Genomic DNA, 23,701 nt, shown 5'->3' on the forward strand with positions numbered 1-23,701 from the left:
CCGGCGGGGAGGGGCACGTGCCGGCCCCGAAGGGCACCAAGGCGCGCGCGGCCCGGCCCCCGGTGTGGGACCGCAGTCCCGACTCCGTCGCCGCGGTGGGCGACTCCATCACGCGTGGTTTCGACGCGTGCACGGTGCTGTCGGACTGCCCGGAGGTGTCGTGGGCGACGGGCGGTGACGCCAGGGTGGACAGCCTGGCGGTCCGTCTGCTGGGCGTGACGAGGGCGGCGGAGCACAGCTGGAACTACGCGGTGACCGGCGCCCGCATGGCCGACCTGCCGGAGCAGATGGAGCAGGCCGCCGCCCACAGCCCGGAGTTGGTGACGGTGATGGTGGGCGCGAACGACGCCTGCCGGTCCTCGGCGTCGGCGATGACCTCGGTGGCCGACTTCCGCGCGGACTTCGAGGAGGCGATGGGCACCCTGCGCTCGTCGCTGCCGAAGACGCAGGTGTACGTGGCGAGCGTGCCGAACCTGAAGCGTCTGTGGTCCGAGGGCCGGACGAACATGCTGGGCAAGCAGGTGTGGAAGCTGGGCATCTGCCCCTCGATGCTGGCCGACGCGGACGATCTGACCCGTGCCGCGGCGGTGCGCCGGGACAGCGTGCAGCAGCGGGTGGTGGAGTACAACAAGGTGTTGAAGGAGGTCTGCGCGAAGGACCACCGCTGCCGCTTCGACGACAACGCGGTCTACGACTACCGCTTCGGCACGGACCAGCTCAGCCACTGGGACTGGTTCCACCCCAGCACGGACGGCCAGGCGCGGCTGGCGGAGATCGCGTACCGCAGGATCACGGCGAGGCGGCCGTGACCTAGGGTTTCCCACATGAACGAACTTTTCGGCACACTTTCCGACGGCACCCCGGTGCACCGGTGGACGCTGGAGCGCGGCGGGGCGCGGGTGCGGGTGCTGTCGTACGGCGGGATCGTGCAGTCGTTCGAGGTCCCGGACGGGGCCGGGTGGACGACGGACGTGGTGCTGGGCTTCCCGGATCTGGACGGCTATCTGGCGCATCCGGAGCCGTACCTGGGTGCCGTGATCGGCCGGTACGCGAACCGGATCGGGGGCGGCCGGTTCACGCTGGACGACCGGACGTACGCGCCGGCGCGGAACGACGGCCCGAACTCGCTGCACGGCGGCGAGCGCGGTTTCGACAAGCGGGTGTGGGAGGTGACGCCCGTCGCGCACGGGCTGCGCCTGAGCCGGGTGAGCCCGCACGGCGAGGAGGGCTTTCCGGGCCGGCTGGCGGTGACGGTGACCTACACGCTCGGGGCGTCGGGTGCGCTGCGGATCGCGTACGAGGCGGTCACCGACGCGCCGACGGTGGTGAACCTGACGAACCACACGTACTGGAACCTGGGCGGCTCCGGCCACACCGGCGGCCACGAGCTGCGGCTGGCCGCGTCCCGGTACACGCCGGTGGATGCGGACCTGATCCCCGCCGGGGGGCCGGCGGACGTCGCGGGGTCCCGTTTCGATTTCCGTACGGCCCGGAAGACCGGCTCCGGCTACGACCACAACTTCGTGCTCGACAAGGGGCTGACCGGGGCGGCCGAGCAGGTGGCCGAGCTGCACGACCCGGCGTCCGGGCGGACCCTCATGGTGGCGACGACCGAGCCGGGCCTCCAGCTGTACACCGCCGACCACCTGTCCGGCCCGTTCTTTCCCGGCGCGGGGATCGCCCTGGAGACGCAGCACTTCCCGGACTCCCCCAACCGGCCCGACTTCCCGAGCACGGTGCTGCGGCCCGGGGAGGTCTTCCGGTCCGAGACGGTGTACGCCGTCTCGGCGGCCTAGGATCACCCGCCCCCGGACAGCGCGGAGGCCTCCGCGCCGGCGAGGACGGACGTCCCACCGGCCCGGAGGCCTCGACCGTGGCGAGCAACCTCACCACCGAGCCGCCTGCTGCCCGACTCAGCCACCAGCACCAGCACCGGCACCCGCGCCAGCACCGGCCCCAGCACCCGCACCGGCACCGGCGCCAGCACCAGCACCCGCACCGGCTCCAGCGCCCGCACCCGCACCCGCACCGGCCCCGGCGCCCGCACCAGCACCCGCACCAGCCCCGGCACCCGCGCCAGCACCTGCACCAGCTCCGGCCCCAGCACCCGCACCGGCTCCGGCGCCCGCACCAGCACCCGCACCAGCCCCAGCACCTGCGCCAGCTCCAGCCCCAGCGCCCGCCCCAGCACCCGCCCCAGCACCTGCGCCAGCTCCAGCCCCAGCGCCCGCCCCAGCACCTGCGCCAGCTCCAGCCCCAGCGCCCGCCCCAGCACCCGCACCGGCTCCAGCCCCAGCGCCCGCACCGGCGCCGGCACCCGCACCGGCTCCAGCACCCGCACCCCTGCCCTTGCCCTTGCCCTTGCCCGGCTTGTGGTTCTTGTGGTGGTGGTCGCCCTGGGGCTTGTGCTTGGCCTGGTCATGCACCTGGGTGTGTACCGCCTGCGGCGCGACCGTCGGTGCGGCGAAGGCGGTGGTGGGGAGCAGGACACCGCCCGCTGCCAGGGTGACCGTGGTGGCCAGCATCGCGAGCCGCTTCTTGAAGGTCTTGCGCTCGATGTTCGTCATGGGAATCCGCCTCCGTGGGGGTTGATGCCCGAGCCGTTCTCGGGCTGCTTCAAATGAACCCCGGCGGCGGCACCCCGGTCAGGTTCCGGGAAGTCGTAACTTGACGAACCGGACATACCACTGTTAAACGCACAAAACGAGCCCCGGCCCAGGGGTCAGGTCCCGGGCCGGGGCTGCTCATGCGGGAGGCTTGTCCCGGATCAGACGTTAATCGGCGCGCTCAGCCTCCGGTCGGCGATGGAGCGTCCGGCGGTGATCTCGTACGAACCCTTCACACATGCCCACGCCTTCCCCGTCTCGTCCCAGACCTCGAAGGCGCGGCGCGGCAGCTCCACGGTGACCTCGGCGCTCTCCCCCGGCCCGGCCTCGACGGATGCGAAGCCCGCCAGCCGGCGTGCCGGGCGCTCGGGGCCGGGCCCGGCCGGGGAGACGTAGACCTGGACGACCTCCCGGCCGGCCCGCTCGCCGGTGTTGCGCACGCGGACGCGGACGGTGGTGCCGTCGACGTCCAGGGACTCGTAGGCCCAGTCGGTGTAGCCGAGGCCGTGCCCGAAGGGGTACGCGGGGGTGCGGCCGGCCCGTTCCCAGGCCCGGTAGCCGATGAAGACGCCCTCGGTGTACGGCAGTTCGCCGTCGACCGGGACGACCTGGGTGACCGGGGCGTCGGCGAGGGAGCCCCAGGTGGTGGGGAGCCGGCCGCCGGGCTCGTGGGCGCCGGTGAGGACGTCGGCGAGGGCGGCGCCGCCCTCCTGGCCGGGGAACCAGGTCAGCAGGACGGCGGCGACCTCGTCCCGCCAGGGCAGCTCCACCGGGGAGCCGGCGTTGACGACCACGACGGTGTTCGGGTTGGCGGCGGCGACCGCGCGGACCAGCTCGTCCTGGCGGCCGGGCAGGGCGAGGTCGCGGCGGTCGAAGCCCTCGGACTCCACGCGGTCGGTGGTGGCGACCACGACGACGGCCGTGTCCGCGCCGCGGGCGGCCTCGACGGCCTCGGCGATCAGCTCGTCGGGGTCGCGCTGCGGTCCGGAGTGGGCGAGCGCGAAGCCGACCACCTTCATCGGGAGGTCCTCGGGGATCCGGACGACGTGGGTGAGGGAGACGTCGACCGGTTCGCCGGCGGTCAGCTCCACCTCGGCGCGGGGGGCGGGGGCGCCGAAGAAGGCCTCGAAGGGGTCGTCCTCGGCGGGGCGCTGGTCGTCGTCGTAGTACGTCGTGCCGCCGACGGTGAGGGTGAAGGGGCCCGTGCCCTTGATCCCGAAGGTGTGCGGGCCGGACTCGCGGGGGGTGAAGGTGCCGGTCAGCTCGACGGTGTGCAGGGTGTCGTGGGTGACGCCGTCGGGGAGGTCGGAGCCCATCCACTGGATGAGGCCGCTGGGGGCGGAGCGGGTGCCGATGACCTTGCCGGCGGCGTCGCGGCACACGGCCCGCAGGGTGAAGCCCTGGTCGGCGACGGCCATTTCGGTGGCCGGGTCGGCGCCGACGGCGTAGGTGAGGGCGCCCTCGGGGAGCGCGGCGGTGAGGCCGTCGAGCGGGGAGACGATCCGGGCCGGGAAGACGGTGGCCGAGCCGCCGCCGAGCACGCGGGCGTCGCGGGCGGCGGCGCCGATCAGGGCCACGGTGCCGTGCGGCGGCAACGGCAGGGCGCGGTTCTCGTTGCGGACGAGGACGAAGGAGCGGCGGGCGATCTCGCGGGCCAGCGCCTCGCCGTCGACCGGCGCGGGCGGCTCGGCGACCGCCGGTTCGGCGCCGGCCAGGATGCCGACGCGGGCGGCGAGCCGCAGGACCCGGCGGACGGCCGTGTCGACCGTGGCCTCGGCGACCCTGCCGTCCCGCACGGCCTGGGCGAGGGCGGGGCCGTAGACGGTCCGGGGGCCGGGCATGGCGACGTCCAGGCCGCCGTTGACGGCCCCGACGGTGTCCCGGGCGGCCGTCCAGTCGGAGACGTTGAAGCCGTCGAAGCCCCATTCGCCGCGCAGGACCTCGTTGACGAGGTGGTGGTGCTCGGTCATCGTCGTGCCGTTGACGGTGTTGTAGGCGGTCATAACGCCCCAGGGGCGGGCGTTCTCCACGATGGCCTCGAAGGGGGCCAGGTACAGCTCGCGCAGGGCGAGTTCGGGGACCAGGTTGTTCACCGTGAGGCGGTCGGTCTCGGCGTCGTTGGCGACGAAGTGCTTGACGGTGGTGCCGACTCCGCCGGACTGGACGCCGCGGACGTAGCCGGCGCCGATGACGCCGGTCAGGTACGGGTCCTCGCTGTAGCACTCGAAGTGGCGGCCGCCGAGCGGGGAGCGGTGCAGGTTGACCGTGGGGGCGAGCAGGACGTGGACGCCCTTGCGGCGGGCCTCCTGGGCGAGCAGGACACCGGCGCGGCGGGCGAGTTCGGGGTCCCAGGCGGCGGCGAGCGCGGTCGGGGAGGGCAGGGCGACGGAGGGGTCGTCGGCGGTCCAGCGCACGCCCCGGACGCCGATCGGGCCGTCCGACATCACCAGGGACTTCAAGCCGATCTCGGGCAGCGCGGGCAGGGTCCACATGTCCTGGCCGGCCAGCAGTCGTGCCTTGGCGTCGAGGTCGAGCGCGCCGAGGGCGGCCTCCACGACCGCCTCGCGGGCCTCGTCTGCCGGGGTGGGCTGGGCTCCCGCCATAGCGGTTCCTCCTCGTCGAGTCCGTGCAGGTGGGTCCATCGTGCCCGGGTGGCCTGTAGAGCGGTAGGTTTCGTTATCTTGCCGTTACAGTCGGGGCGGGGGGATGTCGTACGGTGACGTCATGAACGCGAGGGTCAGGAGCGAGGAGCGGCGCGCGGAGATCGTCGGGGCCGCGCTCGAGGTGATCGCCGAGCGGGGGTACCGGGGGGCGAGCCTGGCCGCGGTGGCCGAACGCGTCGGGCTCACCCAGCAGGGGCTGCTGCACCACTTCCCCACCAAGGACGCCCTGCTCGTGGCCGTGCTCCAGGAGCGGGACCGGTGGGACGCGGTGCCGGACTCGCAGTGGCGGGTGGATCTGCTGGCCTCGCTGGTGGAGTACAACGCGATGCGGCCGGGGATCATCCAGACCTTTTCCGCGCTGCTCGGCGAGAGCGTGACGGAGGGGCATCCGGCGCGGGACTACTTCACCGAGCGGTACGCCCGGGTCCGCGCGACGATGGCCTCGGTCCTGCGCGCCGAGTACGGCGACCGGCTGCCGAACGGGCTCACCCCCGAGCGGACCGCTCCGCTGCTGGTGGCGGTGATGGACGGCCTCCAGTACCAGTGGCTCCTGGACCCGGGGTCGGTGGACATGCCGGGTGCCTTCCGCGACTTCCTGCGGCTGCTGGGCGAGCCGGTGGAGTAGGGCGCGCCCGGAAGCCGGCCGCACCGCAACTCCCCCCGGGGCGTGGGGAACCGGGCGAGCGGCCATGGCGGGCAGCCCCCGCGGCGCATACCGTGGAGCGGCCCGTGTCCGCCGGTGAGGGAAGGACCCGACCCCCTTGACCCGTATACGCGTTCATCTAGGCGTCCTCGGTCTGGCCCTGGTGGCCGGGCTGGCCGCTCCCCCGGTCCCGGCCTCCGCCGCACCGGCCACCGCCCCCTCCCCCACCGTCGAGGAGCAACGGCTCGACCAGCCGGCGCCACAGGAGATCCTGCGGCGGTCCGGCTTCGACGACGCGGCCCCGGAGTTCGGCCGTGCGCTGGAGCGGGCGCACGACTACGCGCAGGCCCGCCGCATCGTCGTACGGCAGGGATCCGCGCTGTGGCGGCGGGCCGTGGACCGGGCGCAGGGGCGGGGACCGGCGGGTGGCGACCTGAGCCGGGACGACGACCGGCCGCTGTACTGGGCGCGGCTCGGGATGAGCCGGGAAGTGCGGACGTGGGAGCCGCGGTTCGGCCTCACCGACGAGCAACGCGACGCGCTGCTGGACCGGTTGGAGCGGACCTCTCGGGGGCAGACCGACATCCGCTACCCGGCGCGGGGCCGCCTGCTCCGCGTGCTGCTCACCGGCTTCGACCCCTTCACGCTGGACCGGGACATCCGCATCTCCAACCCCTCCGGGGCGACGGCGCTCGCGCTCGACGGCACGGTGGTCGAGACGGCGCGGGGCCCGGCCCGGATCGAGACCGCCGTGTTCCCGGTGCGCTGGCGGGACTTCGCCGAGGGCACGGTGGAGCGCACGCTGCGCCCGTACCTGCCGGAGATGGACCTGTTCACGACCGTGAGCCAGGGCCGCGTCGGCCGGTTCGACATCGAGCGCACCAACGGAGCCTGGCGCGGCGGCTTCCCGGACAACGACAACGTCTCCCGGACCGGGACCGTCCCGGTCGCCGACCCGGCGGCACAGCCGCAGTGGACGGGCACGACGCTGCCGTACGCCGCCGTGGTGGCCGCGCGGACGGGCCCCTTCCCGGTCTACGACCACACGGAGGTGACCGAGATCCCGGCGGGCGGCGGCGATCCCGTCGTACGGCCGGACGGGCCGACCCCCGGCTCCACCGCGCGCGCCGGGGCCGGCGGCGACTACCTGTCCAACGAGATCGCCTACCGGGCCACGCTGCTGCGGGACCGGCTCGGGCTGCGCGACACCCTGCCCGGCGGGCATGTGCACACCCCGGTGCTCCGGTTCGGGACCGGGAACACCACCGAGGTGACCGACCCCGAGTTCGTGCGCAACCGGCTGGACATCATCGGCCAGGTGCGGTCGATCGTCGCCGTCGCCGTCAGTGCGACGGAGCGAAGGCCAGGCTGATGCCGAGGCCGGCCAGGACGGAGCCGATGACCTTGTTGAGGACCTTCTGGGCGCGGAGCATCAGCGTGCGCATGCGCTCCTGCGAGAAGAAGAGCGCGACGACGCCGAACCACAGCAGGTGGGCCAGCGACATGAACAGGCCGTAGCCCACCTGCCGCCAGACCGGCGTGCCGGGGCTGACGACCTGGGCGAAGGTGGAGACGACGAACAGGGTGGTCTTGGGGTTGAGGACGTTGGTGAGGAAGCCGGTGCGCAGCGCGGCGAGCGGTGTCAGCGCGGTCTTGTGCACCAGGTCCACCTCGACCTCGCCGCGGGTGCGGAAGGTGCGTACGCCGACGTGGACGAGGTAGGCGGCGCCGATCAGCTTGACGACCGTGAACAGGAAGGTGGAGGAGGCGATCAGCAGGCCCACGCCGAGCATGGTGTAGGTGACGTGGACCAGCACGCCGGCGGCGACGCCCGCGGCGGCGAACAGGCCGGTGCGGCGGCCGTACAGATAGCTGTTGCGGACGATCATCGCGAAGTCGGCGCCAGGGGCGATGACGGCCAGGACGGTGATGACGGCGACGGCGAGTATCTCGGTCACGGGACGACGTTCTCCTCTGCGGTCTCGTCGGTGCCGTCCCCGGCGCACTCCTCGCCCAGCAGGTCCCGGGCGAGGAGCGTGGCACCCGCAACCGCGCCCGGCATCAGGAACACCGCGACGAACGGAACCAGGAAGGCGAGGCCCAGGGGCGTGCCGAAGCCCCAGACCAGGGTCTTGCGGGAGCGGAGCAGGGTGAGCCGGGCGCGCAGGTCGACGTCCCGGCGCTGCAGTGCCACCGCGGCGAGTTCCTCGGTGAGGAAGAAGCCGGTGACGAAGAAGCCGATGACGGGTACGACGGTCTGCCCGACGAACGGCAGGAACCCGAGGGCGAAGAGCAGGACGCCCCACAGGCCGGCCCGGACCAGGATGCGCAGGCTGTCGCGGGCGGAGATCCACAGCTCGCGCCAGAGCGGGCGGCCGGAGCGGGGAGCGGTGCCGTCGGGCGAGACGTCGGCGTCGACCTGTTCCGAGAGGCTCTCGTAGAAGGGCTGGCCGACCAGCAGGGTGACGGCGGTGAAGGTCAGCACGGCCAGCAGCAGGCCGAGGGCGAACAGGACGGCCGTCAGGAAGCCGCGGAAGAGGCCCTGCCAGGGGCTGGACCAGTCGTCCGCGAACGGGGTCGCCCAGCCGACCGCGTCCTCGCCCCACACGGCGAGCGCGACCAGCGCGGCGGCGTACAGGACCAGCGTGATCAGGCCGGGCAGCAGTCCGAACCCGTACCGCCGTCCGTGCCGGGCCACCCAGCGCTGGCCCTTCAGCAGATAACCGAAACCCACCCCAAGATCGCGCATGGCGAGGACTTTACTGGCTCGGCCGGACCGGTGCGGCTGCTCAGACGTCCAGCATGCGGCGGAGCAGGTCGCGCAGGGAGCCGCGCTCGTCGTCGGTGAGGGCGGCGAGCGGTTCGCGCGCGAAGTGCAGGCCCTCGCGCAGGTCCCGGGCCATCCGGCGGCCCTCCTCGGTGGCGGCGGCCACCTTCACCCGGCGGTCGGCCGGGTCGGGGCGGCGCTCCACCAGGCCGCGGGACTCCAGGCGGTCCACGATCCCGGTGACGTTCGACGGCTCGCACTTCAGCTTCTGCGCCAGCTTGCGCATGGGCAGCGGTTCCAGCGAGAGCAGGCTGAGGAGCCGGGCCTGCGGACCGGTCAGCGTGTGCTCGCCCGCCGCCTTCTCGTAGTCCGCGTAGAAGCGGGCCACGACGTCACCGATCAGCTCGACGACTTCCAGGGTGAGGGCGTCGGGGCGATGACTCTTCGATGGGGTGGACATGACGTCCAGGATACCCGGTTACTTGACAGCATGAAATATTCAGGTGCAGGGTTGTTTAAGGTACTGAAGTAACAGGAAAGGCTCTGTCATGATCAACCGCGAGTGGCACCTGCTCAGCCGTCCCGTCGGCTGGCCGAAGCCCGAGGACTTCGCCCTGGTCGAGGCGCCGGTCCCGACCCCGGGCGAGGGTCAGGTGCTGGTGCGGAACAAGTACCTTTCCGTCGACCCCTATATGCGCGGCCGGATGAGCGAGGCGAAGTCGTACGTCGCCCCCTTCGAGCTGGGCAAGGTCATGCAGGGCGGCGCGGTCGGCGAGGTGGTCGAGTCCCGCGCCGAGGGCATCGCGGTCGGCGACCACGTCCTGCACTTCCTCGGCTGGCGCGAGTACGCGGCCGTGGACGCCAGGCACGCCGTGAAGGTGGGCCCGACCGCCGTCCCCGCCGTCAAGGTCGACGCCGGCGCCCCGGACGTGCCCCTGTCGGCGTACCTGGGCGTCCTCGGCATGACCGGCCTGACCGCCTACGCCGGCCTGCTGCGCACCGCCTCCTTCAAGGAGGGCGACGCCGTGTTCGTCTCGGGCGCCGCCGGGGCCGTGGGCAGCCAGGTGGGCCAGATCGCCAAGCTCAAGGGCGCCTCCCGGGTCATCGGCTCGGCCGGCTCCGACGAGAAGGTCAAGCTGCTGGTGGAGGAGTACGGCTTCGACGCCGCGTTCAACTACAAGAACGGCCCGGTCGCCGAGCAGCTGCGCCAGGCCGCGCCCGACGGCATCGACGTCTACTTCGACAACGTCGGCGGGGACCACCTGGAGGCCGCCATCGGCTCCCTGAACGAGGGCGGCCGGATCGCGGTCTGCGGCATGATCTCGGTCTACAACAACACCGAGCCCGCCCCCGGCCCGAAGAACCTCGCCCGCCTCATCCAGACCCGCGGTCGCATCGAGGGCTTCCTGGTCGGCGACCACTACGACCTCCAGCCGCAGTTCGTCCAGGAGGTCGGCCCGTGGGTCGCCTCGGGCGCGCTGAAGTACCGGGAGACCGTGGTCGAGGGCATCGAGAACAACCTGGAGGCGTTCCTCGGGGTCCTGCGCGGCGACAACGTCGGCAAGATGGTCGTGAAGCTCTAGCCTTCCCGCGATTTTCGGCATGCGGTAACTTCTTTCCGAAACCCGTCGTCGATCGTGGGCGCGAGTCGCGGCGGACCGAGGAGGAGGACAACCGCATGCCCATCACGCAGTCCGACGTTCTGTACACCGCCGTCGCCACCGCCCAGAACGGCCGCGACGGGCGGGTCGCCACGGACGACGGCCGACTCGACCTCGTCGTCAACCCGCCGAAGGAGATGGGCGGCAGCGGGTCCGGGACCAACCCGGAGCAGCTGTTCGCCGCCGGTTACAGCGCCTGCTTCCAGGGGGCGCTGGGTGTGGTCGCCCGGCAGGAGGGCGCCGACGTCTCCGGGTCGACCGTCACGGCGAAGGTCGGGATCGGGAAGAACGACGACGGGTTCGGGATCATCGTGGAGATCTCGGCGAGCATTCCGAACGTGGACGCGGCGACCGCGAAGGCTCTGGTCGAGAAGGCCCACCAGGTGTGCCCCTACTCCAAGGCGACTCGGGGCGACGTCACCGTGACGCTGGTCTGACCTTCGTCGTTTCCACATCGGCAGCCGCACCCTTGGACGTGGGGTGCGGCTGTTCTTCCGGCCGGGGGAGCATGAGCGGGTGCTCGCAGTTCCCCGCGCCCCTTCAGGGCGCTGCCAGAGCCGCCTGCTGGACGGCGGCCGCGAGCCTGTTGTTCTCGGGGGCGGCCCCGCCCGGGAACGCGAACCTGCGCCTCGTGTAGGCGTAGGCGATGCCGCTGTGCGGGTCCGCGAAGGCCTGGACGCCGTTGGCGCCGCTGTGCCCCAGGGTCGCGGCGCCCAGGAAGGGGTGCCAGGTGTCGGCGGTCGCCTGGAAGCCGAGGCCGAAGGACTTGTGGGCGCGGTCCACCAGGTCGTAGCCCGTGGAGTGGATCTGGCCGAACTCCGCCAGCGTGTCCTCCTTCAGCAGCGGGGCCCTGCCGTCCACCTCGCTGATCATCGCCGCGTACATGCCCGCGAGGCCGCGTGCCGAGCCGACGCCGCCCACCGAGGCGGGGCCCTTGGCGCGGACCAGCCGCTCGTTCGCCAGGCTCTCCAGGTCGGTGGGCTGCGTGCCGTGCCGGTTGAAGGCGATCGACAGCAGGGTGTGCGGGCCGGTCGGTACGGCGTCGAGCTGGGCCTGCTGCGCGGGGGTCGGCAGCATCGGCTGGACCGTGCGGAAGCGCGGCTCGTGCGCGGCCGGCAGGCCCAGATGGAGGTCGAGGCCGTGGGGGGCGCGGATCCGCTCCTCGTAGACCTCCTGGAGGGTACGGCCCGTCGCCCGGCGGACGACCTCGCCGGTCAGCGCGCCGATGACCAGCGCGTGGCAGCCGAACGCCGTGCCCGGCCGCCAGAAGGGCCGCTGGTCGGCGAGGCGTTCGGCGATCATCCGGTCGTCGGCCAGCTCGGCGGGGGTGAACCCGGTGTCGGTGCCGACCAGCCCCGCGCGGTGCGCGAGCAGGTCCCGCAGGGTCAGCGCGCCCTTGCCCTCGGCGGCGAACTCCGGCCAGTAGTAGGTGACCTTCCGGTCCAGCTCCAGCGTGCCGTCCTGCACGAGCAGTGCCGCGACCAGGTGGGCCGCGCCCTTCGTCGCCGAGTACACGGCGTACAGCGAGTCGCCCGTCGCCCCGGGGCCCGCCCACAGGTCCACGACCCGGCGGCCGTGGACGTACGCGCACAACTGGCCCTCGTAGTCCTGCCGTTCCCCGGCGACGAGGGCGGCGAACTCCTCGCGCACCGGCTCGAAGCCCTCGGCGACCGTGCCCTGGACGGTGATCTCCTGCGTCATCCGCTCTCCTCGACCGATCCGCTGCTCGCTGCTTGCCGTCGGCGCAACGCCCCTGTCGATCTCGGGCGTTCCCGAGATCGGTACGGCGGGACGTGCCCGTTCGACTCAACCCCCGTGCGGGCCGGTGGGTGTCACGGATGCCCCGGATGACGGAGGGGACGGGACGGCGCGGCGTGCGCCGGGGCGTACCGCGGTGCGCTCAGGTGCACCACCACAGAAAGCGGTCGCAGGTCTTGGTGGGCGAGGGCTCGGGGGTGGGGGCGGCGGTCGTCGGGGCCGCGGTGGGGGTGCCGGCGGGCGCGCTGGCGGCCGGGCCGGCGGGGGTGGTCGCGGCCGTACCGGAGCCCGTGCCGGCCGACGGTCGGCCCTCGTCGGTGTCTCCGGCCGAGGGGGAGGCGGACTCCTTGCCCTTGTCCTTGTCCTTGTCCTTCGCGGACTTCGAGGGGGACGCGGAGGCCGAGGCGTCCGGGGAGGCGGAGCGGTCCGCGCCCGGGGAGGTGCCGGAGGCGGCGCCGATCGGGTCCGCGGTGCGGTCCGGTGCGGGCGAGGCGGCGCCGCCGTCCGCCGTGGTGTTCCCGGCGGGAGCCGGGGTGTCGCCGGCGAACGGCGAGAAGGGCGCGTCCGTGCCGAGTTCGGCGAGGCTCAGTCCGCCGGCCGCGAGCACGAACCCGGCCGCGATCAGCACGGTGCGGCGACGGCGACGGCGGTGCACGGCGGCCTTGCGGTCCCGCCGGCTCGCCCCGGCCCGGGCGGCCCGCCGGCCGCCGGGGGCTGCCTCCTCGGCGGTCCCGCGGTCGGCGTCCTCGTCCGCGTCCTCGTCCGCGTCCTCGTCCGGGTACTCCCCCGCGACCTCGTCCGCGTACTCGTCCGCACGGCCGTCGGCGTGGGCGGCCCCGCCGGTCTCCTGCCACCGGTCCGGCTGGTCCGGTGCCTCGGGGGCGCCGAGCGGGTCGTAGGGGGCGTCGTACGGGTTGTCGTACGCCGTCGGTGGCTGCGCGTACCCGTGCTCGTACACGTGCGGGTGCGCGGTCGGCGCGGCCGTGGTGACGGCGAGGCGGTCGGCCGGCGTTCCGCACCCGGGGCAGGCCAGGGCGCCGTTCAGGTGCCGTTGGCACGGGGGGCAGTAGTCCATGACGCGGGAAGACTAAGGTCCGCGCGGGTCCCGTTCCAGGCGGGGCTGTGAAGGTTTCGTGCGAGATCGAAAGAGTTCTCGAAAGGCTTGCCGAAACCGTTACCTGTTCGCCCCATTGACACCCCTGCCGGACCATCCTTACTGTCACGCCAGCATTTCGAACGTGTGACGAAATCTCGAACAGCTGAGGGGCAACTGCCGTGCGCATCACCGGAATCAGCACGCACGTGGTCGGCACGCCGTGGCGCAACCTGACCTACGTCCAGGTGCACACCGACGAGGGCATCACGGGAGTCGGCGAGACCCGGATGCTCGGGCACACCGACGCGCTGATCGGCTATCTGCGGGAGGCCCAGGCCAACCACATTCTCGGATCCGACCCGTTCGCTGTCGAGGACCTGGTACGCCGTATGAAGTACGGCGACTACGGCCGCGCCGGCGAGATCGTCATGTCCGGCATCGCGGTCGTCGAGATGGCGTGCTGGGACATCAAGGGCAAGGCCCTGGGCGTGCCGGTGTGGCAGTTGCTCGGCGGAAAGGTGACCGACAAGGTCAAGGCGTACGCCAACGGGTGGTACACGACCGAGCGAACGCCGGAGGCGTACCACAAGGCCGCCCAGGGGGTGATGGAGCGCGGGTACAAGGCGCTGAAGATCGACCCGTTCGGTACCGGGCACTTCGAGCTGGACCACGAGCAGACCCTGTACGCGGTCTCGCTCATCGAGGCGGTGCGGGATGCCATCGGCCCGGAGGCCGAGCTGATGCTGGAGATGCACGGCCGGTTCTCCCCCGCCACCGCCGTCCGGCTGGCCAGGGAGATGGCCCCCTTCAAGCCGGCCTGGCTGGAGGAGCCGGTGCCGCCGGAGAACCTGAAGGCGCTGGAGAAGGTCGCCGCCAAGGTCGACGTCCCGGTCGCCACCGGTGAGCGCATCCACGACCGCATCGAGTTCCGCGAGCTGTTCGACAGCCAGTCCGTGGACATCATCCAGCCGGACGTCGGCCACATCGGCGGCATCTGGGAGACCCGGAAGCTGGCCGCCACCGCGGAGACCCACTACATGCTGGTCGCCCCGCACAACGTGGGCGGGTCCGTGCTCACCGCCGCCTCCCTCCAGGTCGGGTTCACCGCCCCGAACTTCAAGATCCTGGAGCACTTCAACGACTTCGCGGACGCGGAGATCAAGAAGGTGGTCAAGGGCGCGCCGAAGGTCGTGGACGGCTACTTCCACCTCTCCGACGCGCCGGGTCTCGGCGTCGAGCTCGACGTCGACGCGGCGGCCGAGTTCCCGCAGCAGCAGGCCCGGTTCGACCTGTGGGCCGAGGGCTGGGAGCAGCGCAAGCCGAAGGCCACCCAGTGAGTTCCCAGGTCCTGGTCGAGGCTCCGGGCGTGCACCGGGTCGAGGCCCACACGCCGCGCGAGCCCGGTCCCGGCGAGGCGCTGGTCGCGGTGCACGCGGCCGGCATCTGCGGCAGCGACCGCGAGGTGTACCAGGGCAACCGGCCCGAAGGGTACGTGCGGTATCCGCTCACGCCCGGGCACGAGTGGTCCGGGACCGTGCGGGCGGTGGGGGCCGGGGTGCCGGGCGCGCTCGTCGGCCGCAAGGTGGTCGGCGAGGGCTTCCGCAACTGCCAGGTCTGCGACCGCTGTCACGCGGGCGAGACCACGCTGTGCACGGCCGGGTACGAGGAGACCGGGTTCACCCAGCCCGGCGCCATGGCGGCCACGCTCACCCTGCCCGCCCGGCTGCTGCACGTCCTGCCGGACGGGGCCGACCTGACCGCCGCCGCGCTGCTGGAGCCGGCCGCCTGCATCGCCGCCGCCGCGCTGAAGGCGAACGCCCGGCCGGGCGAGCGGGTCGCGGTGGTCGGCACGGGCACGCTGGGCATGTTCGCGGTGCAGTTCCAGAAGGCGGTCTCGCCGGCGGAGCTGCTCGTGGTGGGCACGCGGCGTGACCGCGAGGCGCTGTCCCGGCGGTTCGGGGCGAGCGACTTCCGGCTGAACGACGCCGAAGGCCCGGCGTTGCCCGACGACTTCGACGTGGTGATCGAGACGGCCGGTTCGGCGTCCGCCGCGCGCACCGCCGCCGCGCTGCTGCGGCGCGGCGGGCGGCTGGTCCTCACCGGGATCCCGGCGGCGGGCGCGGACGGGCTCGACCCGACCGATCTCGTCGTACGGCAGCTGGAGGTGCACACCGTCTTCGGGGCGCCGCCGGACGCCTGGGCGCACGCCGTGCGGGTGTTCGGCGCCGGGCTGCTCGACCCCCTGCCGCTGGTCACGCACGAGTTGCCGCTGACCGAGTTCCCGCAGGCCATCGAGCTGGTGGGGGCCGATGATCCGAAGGTGGGCAAGGTGCTGCTCCGCCCCTGACCGTACGCCGGTCAGGGCGTGACCTGACGGCGCCCTGACCGGCGTACGCCTCGCGCTTTTTCGTACCGCGAGCCGCGAACCTTGTCCGATATACCGAACACGAAGGACAGCTTGTGACCGACGCTTCCGCTCCGGCAGCCCGCAGGCCCGGCGAGCAGGTGCTCGCCGCACTCGGCCTGCCCGCGCCCGCCCTCGACCCCGCCGACGCCTCCGCCCACACCTTCCCGGGCGGCGGACGCTGGCGCACCGAGATCCCCTCGTGCGAGGGTCCCGAAGCGCTGGCGGTCGTCCTCAAGGAGGCCTCGCGCCTCGATGTGCCGATCCACCGGATCAGCCAGGGCAGCGGCGTGTGGATGCTCACCGACGCCGAGATCACCGAGATGGTCGAGGCCACCGCCGAACGCGACATCGAACTCTGCCTGTTCACCGGTCCGCGCGGCACCTGGGACATCGGCGGCTCGGTGCGGTCCGACTCGCGGGGGGCCGGACTGCGCGCCCGGGGTCACGACGCGGTCGCCGGCTGCGTCGAGGACGCCGTCCGGGCCACCGAGCTGGGCGTCAAGTGCCTGCTCGTCGCCGACGAGGGCGTGCTGTGGACCCTGCACCGGGCCCGCGAGGCCGGGATCATCCCGGCCGACACCACGCTGAAGGTCTCGGCGCTCATCGGCCCGGTCAACCCGACCTCGTACGCCGTGTACGAGCGGCTCGGCGCCGACTCCGTCAACGTGCCCAGCGATCTGACGCTGGACCACCTCACCGAGATCCGCCGGGTCTCCGGCGCCCCGATGGACATGTACATCGAGGCCCCCGACGACCTCGGCGGCTACGTCCGGATGTACGAGGTCGCCGAGCTCATCCGGCGCGGCGCACCGCTCTACCTGAAGTTCGGCCTGTCCAAGGCGCCCGGCATCTACCCGTGGGGCACCCACCTCAGAGACGTCACCCTGGACACCGCCCGGGAGCGGGTGCGGCGCGGCCGGCTCGCCCTCGACCTGCTCGCCCGGCACGGCGCGGACGGCGACATGGCGCCGCTCGGCTCCCGCCTGCCCGGGACTCTCCACCGCTTCCCCACCGCGTGACCCCTCTCAACGACGAGAAGAACAAGGACTGATTCCCCATGCGCAACCGCAGAGCCGCACTCGCCGCCATAGCCACAGCCGCCTCGCTCGCCCTCACCCTGACCGCCTGCGGCCAGAGCGGCGAGGGCGGCAGCAAGCAGAAGTCGGGCGACGTCAAGGGCGCCACCATCGGCATCGCCATGCCGACCAAGTCCTCCGAGCGCTGGATCTCCGACGGCAAGAACGTCGTCAAGGACCTGGAGGCCAAGGGCTACAAGACCAAGCTGGTCTACGGCGAGGACGATCCCGAGCAGCAGGTCTCCCAGATCGAGAACCTCATCACGCAGGGCGTCAAGGGCCTGATCGTCGCGGCCATCGACAACAAGTCGCTGAACAGCGTGCTCCAGCAGGCCGCGGACGCGCACATCCCGGTCATCTCCTACGACCGGCTGATCCTCGGCACCAAGAACGTCGACTACTACGCCTCGTTCGACAACGAGAAGGTCGGCACGCTTCAGGGCCAGTACATCGTCGACAAGCTCGGGCTGGACAAGGGCAAGAAGGGCCCGTTCAACATCGAGCTGTTCGCCGGCTCCAACGACGACAACAACACCAAGTACTTCTTCGGCGGCGCCATGAAGGTGCTCCAGCCGTACATCGACAAGAAGCAGCTGGTCGTGAAGTCCGGGCAGACCCGGCTGAACCAGGTCGTCACCCTGCGCTGGGACGGCACCACCGCGCAGAAGCGCATGGAGGACATCCTCACCTCGTCCTACAAGACCGGCCGGGTCGACGCGGTCCTGTCGCCGTACGACGGCATCTCCATCGGCATCCTGTCCGCGCTGAAGTCGGACGGCTACGGCTCGGGCAGCAAGGCGCTGCCGGTCATCACCGGCCAGGACGCCGAGCTGGCCTCGGTGAAGTCGATCATCTCCGGCCAGCAGACGCAGACCGTCTACAAGGACCTCCGCAAGCTCGCCGAGGTCGCCGCGTCGATGATGGACGACTCCCTGAAGGGCAAGAAGCCGCAGGTCAACGACACCAAGACGTACGACAACGGGACGAAGGTCGTGCCCGCCTACCTGCTCCAGCCGGTGAGCGTCGACAAGTCCAACTACCAGCAGGTCCTGGTCGACGGCGGTTACTACGCCGAGGGCGACCTCAAGTAACCCGCCCATTTCCCACGGATTGGAAGGCACGACCATGGCGGGACCCGTCCTGGAAATGCGCTCGATCGTCAAGACCTTTCCCGGTGTCAAAGCGCTGTCGGACGTCACCCTGACCGTCCGGCAGGGCGAGGTCCACGCCATCTGCGGGGAGAACGGCGCCGGCAAGTCCACCCTGATGAAGGTGCTCTCCGGCGTCCACCCGTACGGCAGTTACGAGGGGGACATCCTCTTCGAGTCGGAGACCTGCCAGTTCAAGGACATCCGGGCGAGCGAGCAGCACGGCATCGTCATCATCCACCAGGAGCTGGCCCTGGTGCCGCACCTGTCCATCGCCGAGAACCTCTTCCTCGGCAACGAGCACGCCACGCGCGGACTCATCAACTGGCGCGAGACCCTGCGTCACGCCACCGAACTGCTGCGCCGGGTCGGCCTGGACGAGCACCCGGAGACCCGGGTCGCCGACATCGGCGTGGGCAAGCAGCAGCTGGTGGAGATCGCCAAGGCGCTGTCCAAGCAGGTGAAGCTGCTGATCCTGGACGAGCCGACGGCGGCCCTGAACGACGAGGACAGCGACAAGCTCCTCGACCTGATCCTGGAGCTGAAGAACCAGGGCATCACCTCGATCATCATCTCCCACAAGCTCAACGAGATCCGCAAGGTCGCCGACTCGGTGACGATCATCCGGGACGGCCGGTCCATCGAGACCCTCGACGTGAAGGCGCCGGAGACGACCGAGGAGCGGATCATCGCCGGCATGGTCGGCCGCGACCTCGACCACCGCTTCCCCGAGCGCAGCCCGCACCAGCCGGAGGAGGGCGCGGCACCGGCGCTGGAGATCCGCGGCTGGACCGTGTTCCACCCGATCGACCAGCAGCGCAAGGTCGTCGACGACGTGTCGCTGACCGTGCGCCGCGGGGAGATCGTGGGCATCGCGGGCCTGATGGGCGCGGGCCGCACCGAACTCGCGATGAGCGTCTTCGGGCGGACGTACGGCCGGTACGCGGCCGGCACGGTCCTGAAGGACGGCACGGAGATCCGGACGAAGACGGTCGCGGAGGCCATCGGGCACGGCATCGCGTACGTCACCGAGGACCGCAAGCACTACGGCCTGAACCTCATCGACACCATCAACCGGAACATCTCGCTGACCGCGCTGGACAAGGTCGCCAAGCGGGGTGTGGTGGACGAGCACGAGGAGCGGCAGGTCGCCGAGGGCTTCCGGACGTCCATGAACATCAAGGCGCCCACGGTGTTCGAGCCGGTGGGCAAGCTCTCCGGCGGCAACCAGCAGAAGGTCGTCCTCAGCAAGTGGATCTTCGCCGGTCCGGACGTGCTGATCCTCGACGAACCGACCCGCGGCATCGACGTGGGCGCCAAGTACGAGATCTACACGGTCATCGACCAGCTCGCCGCCCAGGGCAAGGCGGTCGTCTTCATCTCCTCCGAGCTGCCCGAGCTGCTCGGCATGTGCGACCGCATCTACACGATGGCCGCCGGGCGGCTGACCGGCGAGGTGCCGCGGGCCGAGGCCACGCAGGAAGTGCTGATGCGCCATATGACGAAGGACAAAGAGGTAACGCGATGAGCACGGATGTGACCGCCAAGAGCCCGGCCCCCGCGCCGCCGGGCAGGAGCGGACCGGCTGCCGACGGCGGGCTGCTCGGCCTGGTGCTGGCCGGGCTGCGCCGCAACATGCGCCAGTACGGCATGCTGATCGCGCTCGGCCTGATCGTGGTCCTCTTCGCGATATGGACCGACGGGGACCTGCTGCTGCCGCGCAACGTCTCCAACCTGGTGCTGCAGAACAGCTACATCCTGATCCTCGCGATCGGCATGATGCTGGTGATCATCGCCGGGCACATCGACCTGTCGGTCGGCTCGCTCACGGCGTTCGTCGGCGCCTTCGCCGCCGTACTGACCGTGCAGCACGGGGTGGCCTGGCCCGTCGCGCTGGTGCTGTGCCTGGTGGTCGGCGCGGTCGCCGGCTCGGTCCAGGGCTATCTGATCGCCTATCTCGGCATCCCGTCGTTCATCGTCACCCTCGCCGGGATGCTGCTCTTCCGCGGTCTCACCGAGATCCTCCTCAAGGGCCAGACCCTCGGCCCGTTCCCCGACGGACTGCAGAAGCTCGGCAACGGCTTCCTGCCGGAGGCCGGCCCGAACACCAACTACCACAACCTCACCCTGCTGCTCGGGCTCGTCCTGATCGCCGCCGTGGTGTGGCAGGAGTTCCGGGACCGCCGCCGCCAGCAGGAGTTCTCCCTGGACGTGCTGCCGGTCCGGCTGTTCCTGCTGAAGCTGACCGCCCTGGTCGCCGCGATCCTCGTGCTCACCCTGCTGCTCGCCAGCTACAAGGGCGCCCCGATCGTGCTGATCATCCTCGGCGCGCTGGTCGTCGGCTACGGCTACGTCATGCGCAACGCGGTCTTCGGCCGGCACATCTACGCGATCGGCGGCAACCTGCCGGCGGCCAAGCTGTCCGGCGTGAAGGACAAGAAGGTCACCTTCTACGTCTTCCTGAACATGGGCGTGCTCGCGGCCCTGGCGGGCATGGTGGTCGCCGCCCGGCTGAACGCGGCCTCGCCGAAGGCGGGCGTCAACTTCGAACTGGAGGCGATCGCCTCCTCGTTCATCGGCGGCGCTTCCATGAGCGGCGGTGTCGGCACCGTCCTCGGCGCCATCATCGGCGGTCTCGTCCTCGGCGTGCTGAACAACGGTATGAACCTCCTCAGCGTCGGCACCGACTGGCAGCAGGTCATCAAGGGCCTCGCCCTGCTGGTGGCGGTCGGGTTCGACGTGTGGAACAAGCGCAAGTCCGGTTCGTAAGCGCCCAGACAACGGAGCCGCACTCATGGAACTGAACAGACGCACGGTCATAGCGGGAGCAGCCGCGGCGGGCCTCGCCGCCACCACCCTCGGCGGCACTGCCGAAGCCGCCTCGGGAAGGAAGCCGGTGAAGGAGCTCTTCGGCACGCTCGCCGACGGCACCAGGGTGTACCGCTGGTCGCTGGAGAACGGCGGCACCCGGCTGAAGGTGCTCTCCTACGGCGGCATCGTGCAGAGGCTGGAGATCCCCGACCGGCACGGCCGCCACGCCAACGTCGTGGCCGGTTTCGACAACCTCGCCGACTACGTGGCGAAGAGCCCGTACTTCGGCGCCCTGATCGGCCGGTACGGCAACCGCATCGGCAAGGGGCGGTTCACGCTGGACGGCACGGCGTACCAGCTCTCCGTGAACGACGGCGACAACAGCCTGCACGGCGGGGCCAAGGGCTTCGACAAGCACGTGTGGCACGTCGAGCCGTTCACCAAGGGCCCGGACGTCGGACTGCGCCTGCACTACACCAGCGTCGACGGCGAGATGGGCTACCCGGGCACGCTGCGGACGAAGGTGACGTACACCCTCACCCGGCACGGCGACTGGCGCATCGACTACGAGGCCACCACCGACAAGGCCACCGTCGTCAACCTCACCAGCCACGTCTACTGGAACCTGGCCGGCGAGGGCAGCGGCACGATCGAGGACCACGAGCTGTCCATCGCCGCGTCCCGGTACACCCCCACCGACTCGGGCCTGATCCCCACCGGTGAGCTGGCCGCGGTCGCGGGCACCCCGTTCGACTTCCGGCACGCCAAGCCGATCGGCCGGGACATCCGGGCGGGCCACGAGCAGCAGGTGCAGGCCAAGGGCTATGACCACAACTGGGTGCTGGACAAGGGGATCACGGCGAAGCCCGAGCACGTCGCGACCCTGCGCGACCCGCGCTCCGGCCGCACCCTGAAGATCGCCACCAACGAGCCGGGCCTGCAGTTCTACTCCGGCAACTTCCTCGACGGGACGCTCACCGGCACCGGTGGCCGCACCTACCGGCAGGGCGACGCCCTGTGCCTGGAGACGCAGCACTTCCCGGACTCGCCGAACCACGCGGCCTTCCCGTCGACGGTGCTCCGGCCGGGGCGGACGTACCGGACGACGACCATCCACACCTTCGGGCAGTGAACCGGCTCACACCCCGGGCGAGTTGAACGCCACTGGGGTCTCCTCCGTATCGAAGGGTGGCCCGTGCTCCCCCGCACGGGCCACCTGAACGGAGGTTCCCTTGGCCGGCAACGTCACCTCGTTGTTCCGCGGCACCGCCGCGCACAGCCCCTCCATGGCGGCGCTGACGCGGGAGGCGGGCGACGGGACCGGCCCGGTGGACTTCTGCATCCCCTGCAATCCGTACTTCCCGACGCCCGCCATGTTCGAGGAGATGGCGGGCCGGCTGCGGGAGATCGTCACGTACTACCCGAGCAGCGCCGACACCATCACCGGTGAGCTGTGCTCGCTGCTCCAGCTGCCGCCGCAGTGCGTGGCGATGGGCAACGGCTCCACGGAGCTGATCACCTGGATCGACCACCTGCTGGTCCGTGAGTCCCTGGCCGTTCCGGTCCCCACCTTCGGCCGCTGGACCGACCAGCCGATGGAGACGGGCAAGCGGGTCGACATGTTCCCGCTCCAGGAGGCGAGCGGCTTCGCCCTGGACCTCGCCCAGTACGCCGAGTTCATCCGCGCCCGGGGCACCCGGGTCGCCGTGGTCTGCAACCCGAACAACCCCGACGGCGGCTTCCTGCGCCGGCAGCAGCTGGTGCAGTTCATGGACGCCATGGTGGACCTGGACCTCGTCGTGATCGACGAGTCGTTCCTGGAGTTCGCCGACGCCGAGGCCGAGCCCAGCGTCGTGCAGGAGGCCATGCTCCGGCCCAACGTGGTGGTGCTGCGCAGCCTCGGCAAGAACTTCGGTCTGCACGGGATCCGCTTCGGCTACCTCGTCGCCAATCCGGCGCTCGCCGGCAGGATCCGCTCGATGCTGCCGAAGTGGAACCTCAACTCCTTCGCCGAGCACGTGGTGTTCATGCTGAAGGAGCACGGGGCCGAGTACGCGCAGAGCCTCCAGCAGGTCCGCCGCGACCGGCTGGAGATGGCCAGCCACCTCTCCGCGCTCCCCGGCCTCACCGTCTACCCCTCCCAGGGGAACTTCCTCTTCGTGCGCCTGCCCGTGGGCGCCGAGGGCACGGTGGTGCGGGACCGGATGCTCACCGAGCACCGGATCCTGGTCCGCGAGTGCGGCAACAAGATCGGATCCTCCAGCCGCTTCCTGCGGCTCGTGGTGCGCCCCCAGGTCGACGTGCGTCGCCTGGTGTCCGGCCTGGAGCAGGTGCTCTACGGGTCCAGGAGGGGAGCCGCCGTACCCGAGCTGGGCACCGGGACCAGCTACAGCTCGGGTACGGCGGCGGTCGACCGGCTGGTGAGCGAGACCAACGGGGCCGGGATGCAGCTGACCGCGGCCGGCCCCGCTCCGGCCGCCGGCACCGGCATGCCGCTCCCCGCCGCCGTCACGCCGGCCGGCGGCGGGATGCCGATGCCGGCGGCAGCCCAGCCGGCGCCCGCCCCGGCCCCGCAGCCGGCGTTCGCCCCCGCGCCGACGCCCATGCCCGCCCCGGCTCCGCAGCCGGCGTTCCCCCCGGTCCCGGCACCGGCGCCCGCGCCCGCCCCGGCCGCGCCGCCGGCCGCCGCCGTCGCCCCCACTCCGCCCGGCGTGCCGGCCCGCGGCGGGCTCACCGCGGCCCAGGTACGCGGGATGACGGCACCGGCGCCTGCCGCGGGCCTGACCCCGGCGCCCGCGACGGGCTGGCCCAACGCCCAGAGCTGGCCGAACGCGGCGGGAACGGGCCAGGCCGCCGGCTGACCCCGCGTCAGCGCATCGCCCGGAGGCGGACGTCAGAGGGCCAGCAGCAAGGCGGCCAGGACGGTACAGCCGACGCACACCGCGGGCCTGACCCCGGCGCCCGCGACGGGCTGGCCGAACGCGGCGGGAACGGGCCAGGCCGCCGGCTGACCCCGCGTCAGCGCATCGCCCGGAGGCGGACGTCAGAGGGCCAGCAGCAAGGCG

21 protein-coding genes are annotated in these 23,701 nt (G+C 71.9%); 14 read left to right on the forward strand and 7 right to left on the reverse strand.

Annotated elements, in window-relative coordinates; all coding sequences use genetic code 11:
* Together ABZ923_RS25695 and ABZ923_RS25700 are read left to right on the forward strand one after the other, a co-directional pair.
* The coding region (locus ABZ923_RS25695; RefSeq protein WP_361475845.1) for an SGNH/GDSL hydrolase family protein at nt 1-809 on the forward strand (809 nt) is incomplete at its 5' end.
* Between the two features lie 15 nt (nt 810-824).
* Nucleotides 825-1,796 carry an aldose epimerase family protein gene (locus ABZ923_RS25700; RefSeq protein WP_361475847.1) on the forward strand — a complete coding sequence of 324 codons (972 nt, stop codon included), beginning with the start codon at nt 825-827 and terminating at the stop codon, nt 1,794-1,796.
* Between the two features lie 2 nt (nt 1,797-1,798).
* On the opposite strand, the gene ABZ923_RS25705 is transcribed toward ABZ923_RS25700, so the two are convergent.
* Both ABZ923_RS25705 and ABZ923_RS25710 read right to left on the reverse strand, forming a co-directional pair.
* Nucleotides 1,799-2,335, reverse strand: a complete 537-nt coding sequence (locus tag ABZ923_RS25705; RefSeq protein ID WP_361475849.1) for a hypothetical protein — start codon at nt 2,333-2,335, stop codon at nt 1,799-1,801.
* A 432-nt stretch (nt 2,336-2,767) separates the two neighbouring features.
* The gene (locus ABZ923_RS25710) at nt 2,768-5,209 is read right to left on the reverse strand and encodes a glycoside hydrolase family 3 C-terminal domain-containing protein (protein ID WP_361475851.1); all 2,442 of its coding nucleotides are present in this window, start codon (nt 5,207-5,209) and stop codon (nt 2,768-2,770) included.
* Between the two features lie 103 nt (nt 5,210-5,312).
* On the opposite strand from ABZ923_RS25710, the gene ABZ923_RS25715 reads away from it, so the two are divergent.
* A complete protein-coding gene (locus tag ABZ923_RS25715; protein ID WP_361475853.1) occupies nt 5,313-5,894 on the forward strand; it encodes a TetR/AcrR family transcriptional regulator in 582 nt (193 codons plus the stop codon).
* 136 nt (nt 5,895-6,030) lie between these two features.
* Nucleotides 6,031-7,284, forward strand: a complete 1,254-nt coding sequence (locus ABZ923_RS25720) for a pyroglutamyl peptidase (RefSeq protein WP_361475855.1) — start codon at nt 6,031-6,033, stop codon at nt 7,282-7,284.
* On the opposite strand, the gene ABZ923_RS25725 is transcribed toward ABZ923_RS25720, so the two are convergent.
* The 3 genes from ABZ923_RS25725 to ABZ923_RS25735 are packed head-to-tail and all read right to left on the reverse strand — an operon-like array spanning nt 7,256 to nt 9,139.
* Complete coding sequence (locus ABZ923_RS25725; RefSeq protein WP_361475857.1) at nt 7,256-7,870, reverse strand: LysE family transporter; 615 nt, start codon at nt 7,868-7,870, stop codon at nt 7,256-7,258. The two genes, ABZ923_RS25720 and ABZ923_RS25725, sit on opposite strands and share 29 nt — an antisense overlap.
* Nucleotides 7,867-8,661: an EI24 domain-containing protein gene (locus ABZ923_RS25730; protein WP_361475859.1), complete on the reverse strand. Its 795-nt coding sequence runs from the start codon at nt 8,659-8,661 to the stop codon at nt 7,867-7,869. The genes ABZ923_RS25725 and ABZ923_RS25730 overlap by 4 nt, the downstream gene beginning before the upstream one ends.
* 40 nt (nt 8,662-8,701) lie before the next feature.
* Entirely contained in the window at nt 8,702-9,139 is a 438-nt protein-coding gene (locus tag ABZ923_RS25735; RefSeq protein ID WP_361475861.1) for a MarR family transcriptional regulator, read from the reverse strand.
* A gap of 88 nt (nt 9,140-9,227) precedes the next feature.
* Between ABZ923_RS25735 and ABZ923_RS25740 the strand changes: the two genes are divergently transcribed.
* Nucleotides 9,228-10,262, forward strand: coding sequence for an NADP-dependent oxidoreductase (locus tag ABZ923_RS25740; protein WP_361475863.1), 1,035 nt, complete (start codon nt 9,228-9,230; stop codon nt 10,260-10,262).
* Nucleotides 10,263-10,357: 95 nt separating this feature from the next.
* Complete coding sequence (locus ABZ923_RS25745; protein WP_361475865.1) at nt 10,358-10,777, forward strand: organic hydroperoxide resistance protein; 420 nt, start codon at nt 10,358-10,360, stop codon at nt 10,775-10,777.
* 103 nt (nt 10,778-10,880) lie between these two features.
* Here the strand turns inward: ABZ923_RS25745 and ABZ923_RS25750 are convergent, their stop codons facing one another.
* Together ABZ923_RS25750 and ABZ923_RS25755 are read right to left on the reverse strand one after the other, a co-directional pair.
* Nucleotides 10,881-12,041: a serine hydrolase domain-containing protein gene (locus tag ABZ923_RS25750; RefSeq protein ID WP_361475867.1), complete on the reverse strand. Its 1,161-nt coding sequence runs from the start codon at nt 12,039-12,041 to the stop codon at nt 10,881-10,883.
* Nucleotides 12,042-12,240: 199 nt separating this feature from the next.
* On the reverse strand, nt 12,241-13,173 hold the full coding sequence (locus tag ABZ923_RS25755; protein WP_361475869.1) for a hypothetical protein: 933 nt from the start codon (nt 13,171-13,173) through the stop codon (nt 12,241-12,243).
* A 200-nt stretch (nt 13,174-13,373) separates the two neighbouring features.
* Here ABZ923_RS25755 and ABZ923_RS25760 point away from each other — a divergent pair, with 200 nt between their 5' ends.
* The 8 genes from ABZ923_RS25760 to ABZ923_RS25795 all read left to right on the forward strand — a co-directional run bounded on the left by ABZ923_RS25760 (nt 13,374) and on the right by ABZ923_RS25795 (nt 23,497).
* Complete coding sequence (locus ABZ923_RS25760) at nt 13,374-14,531, forward strand: mandelate racemase/muconate lactonizing enzyme family protein (protein ID WP_361475871.1); 1,158 nt, start codon at nt 13,374-13,376, stop codon at nt 14,529-14,531.
* A complete protein-coding gene (locus ABZ923_RS25765; RefSeq protein WP_361475873.1) occupies nt 14,528-15,541 on the forward strand; it encodes an alcohol dehydrogenase catalytic domain-containing protein in 1,014 nt (337 codons plus the stop codon). Before ABZ923_RS25760 ends, ABZ923_RS25765 begins: the two co-directional genes overlap by 4 nt.
* A 113-nt stretch (nt 15,542-15,654) precedes the next feature.
* Nucleotides 15,655-16,620 (forward strand): hypothetical protein, encoded by a 966-nt coding sequence (locus ABZ923_RS25770; RefSeq protein ID WP_361475875.1) that lies wholly within the window; start codon nt 15,655-15,657, stop codon nt 16,618-16,620.
* Nucleotides 16,621-16,658: 38 nt separating this feature from the next.
* On the forward strand, nt 16,659-17,768 hold the full coding sequence (chvE, locus tag ABZ923_RS25775) for a multiple monosaccharide ABC transporter substrate-binding protein (protein ID WP_361475877.1): 1,110 nt from the start codon (nt 16,659-16,661) through the stop codon (nt 17,766-17,768).
* A gap of 34 nt (nt 17,769-17,802) precedes the next feature.
* On the forward strand, nt 17,803-19,353 hold the full coding sequence (gene mmsA, locus ABZ923_RS25780; protein WP_361475879.1) for a multiple monosaccharide ABC transporter ATP-binding protein: 1,551 nt from the start codon (nt 17,803-17,805) through the stop codon (nt 19,351-19,353).
* Entirely contained in the window at nt 19,350-20,594 is a 1,245-nt protein-coding gene (mmsB, locus tag ABZ923_RS25785; RefSeq protein WP_361475881.1) for a multiple monosaccharide ABC transporter permease, read from the forward strand. The genes mmsA and mmsB overlap by 4 nt, the downstream gene beginning before the upstream one ends.
* A gap of 25 nt (nt 20,595-20,619) precedes the next feature.
* Nucleotides 20,620-21,768, forward strand: a complete 1,149-nt coding sequence (locus tag ABZ923_RS25790) for an aldose epimerase family protein (protein WP_361475883.1) — start codon at nt 20,620-20,622, stop codon at nt 21,766-21,768.
* Nucleotides 21,769-21,868: 100 nt separating this feature from the next.
* The gene (locus ABZ923_RS25795; protein ID WP_361475885.1) at nt 21,869-23,497 is read left to right on the forward strand and encodes a histidinol-phosphate transaminase; all 1,629 of its coding nucleotides are present in this window, start codon (nt 21,869-21,871) and stop codon (nt 23,495-23,497) included.
* Nucleotides 23,498-23,701 lie beyond the last annotated feature (204 nt).

The organism is Streptomyces sp. NPDC046881 (assembly GCF_040645015.1).
Lineage (GTDB): Bacteria > Actinomycetota > Actinomycetes > Streptomycetales > Streptomycetaceae > Streptomyces.

Bases quoted from the DNA above. Each gene is read 5' to 3' on its own strand.
- ABZ923_RS25700 (WP_361475847.1), top strand. From the start codon at position 825: ATGAACGAACTTTTCGGCACACTTTCCGACGGCACCCCGGTGCACCGG.
- ABZ923_RS25710 (WP_361475851.1), bottom strand. From the start codon at position 5,209: ATGGCGGGAGCCCAGCCCACCCCGGCAGACGAGGCCCGCGAGGCGGTC.
- ABZ923_RS25715 (WP_361475853.1), top strand. From the start codon at position 5,313: ATGTCGTACGGTGACGTCATGAACGCGAGGGTCAGGAGCGAGGAGCGG.
- ABZ923_RS25730 (WP_361475859.1), bottom strand. From the start codon at position 8,661: ATGCGCGATCTTGGGGTGGGTTTCGGTTATCTGCTGAAGGGCCAGCGC.
- ABZ923_RS25735 (WP_361475861.1), bottom strand. From the start codon at position 9,139: ATGTCCACCCCATCGAAGAGTCATCGCCCCGACGCCCTCACCCTGGAA.
- ABZ923_RS25740 (WP_361475863.1), top strand. From the start codon at position 9,228: ATGATCAACCGCGAGTGGCACCTGCTCAGCCGTCCCGTCGGCTGGCCG.
- ABZ923_RS25745 (WP_361475865.1), top strand. From the start codon at position 10,358: ATGCCCATCACGCAGTCCGACGTTCTGTACACCGCCGTCGCCACCGCC.
- ABZ923_RS25750 (WP_361475867.1), bottom strand. From the start codon at position 12,041: ATGACGCAGGAGATCACCGTCCAGGGCACGGTCGCCGAGGGCTTCGAG.
- ABZ923_RS25755 (WP_361475869.1), bottom strand. From the start codon at position 13,173: ATGGACTACTGCCCCCCGTGCCAACGGCACCTGAACGGCGCCCTGGCC.
- chvE (WP_361475877.1), top strand. From the start codon at position 16,659: ATGCGCAACCGCAGAGCCGCACTCGCCGCCATAGCCACAGCCGCCTCG.
- mmsA (WP_361475879.1), top strand. From the start codon at position 17,803: ATGGCGGGACCCGTCCTGGAAATGCGCTCGATCGTCAAGACCTTTCCC.
- mmsB (WP_361475881.1), top strand. From the start codon at position 19,350: ATGAGCACGGATGTGACCGCCAAGAGCCCGGCCCCCGCGCCGCCGGGC.
- ABZ923_RS25790 (WP_361475883.1), top strand. From the start codon at position 20,620: ATGGAACTGAACAGACGCACGGTCATAGCGGGAGCAGCCGCGGCGGGC.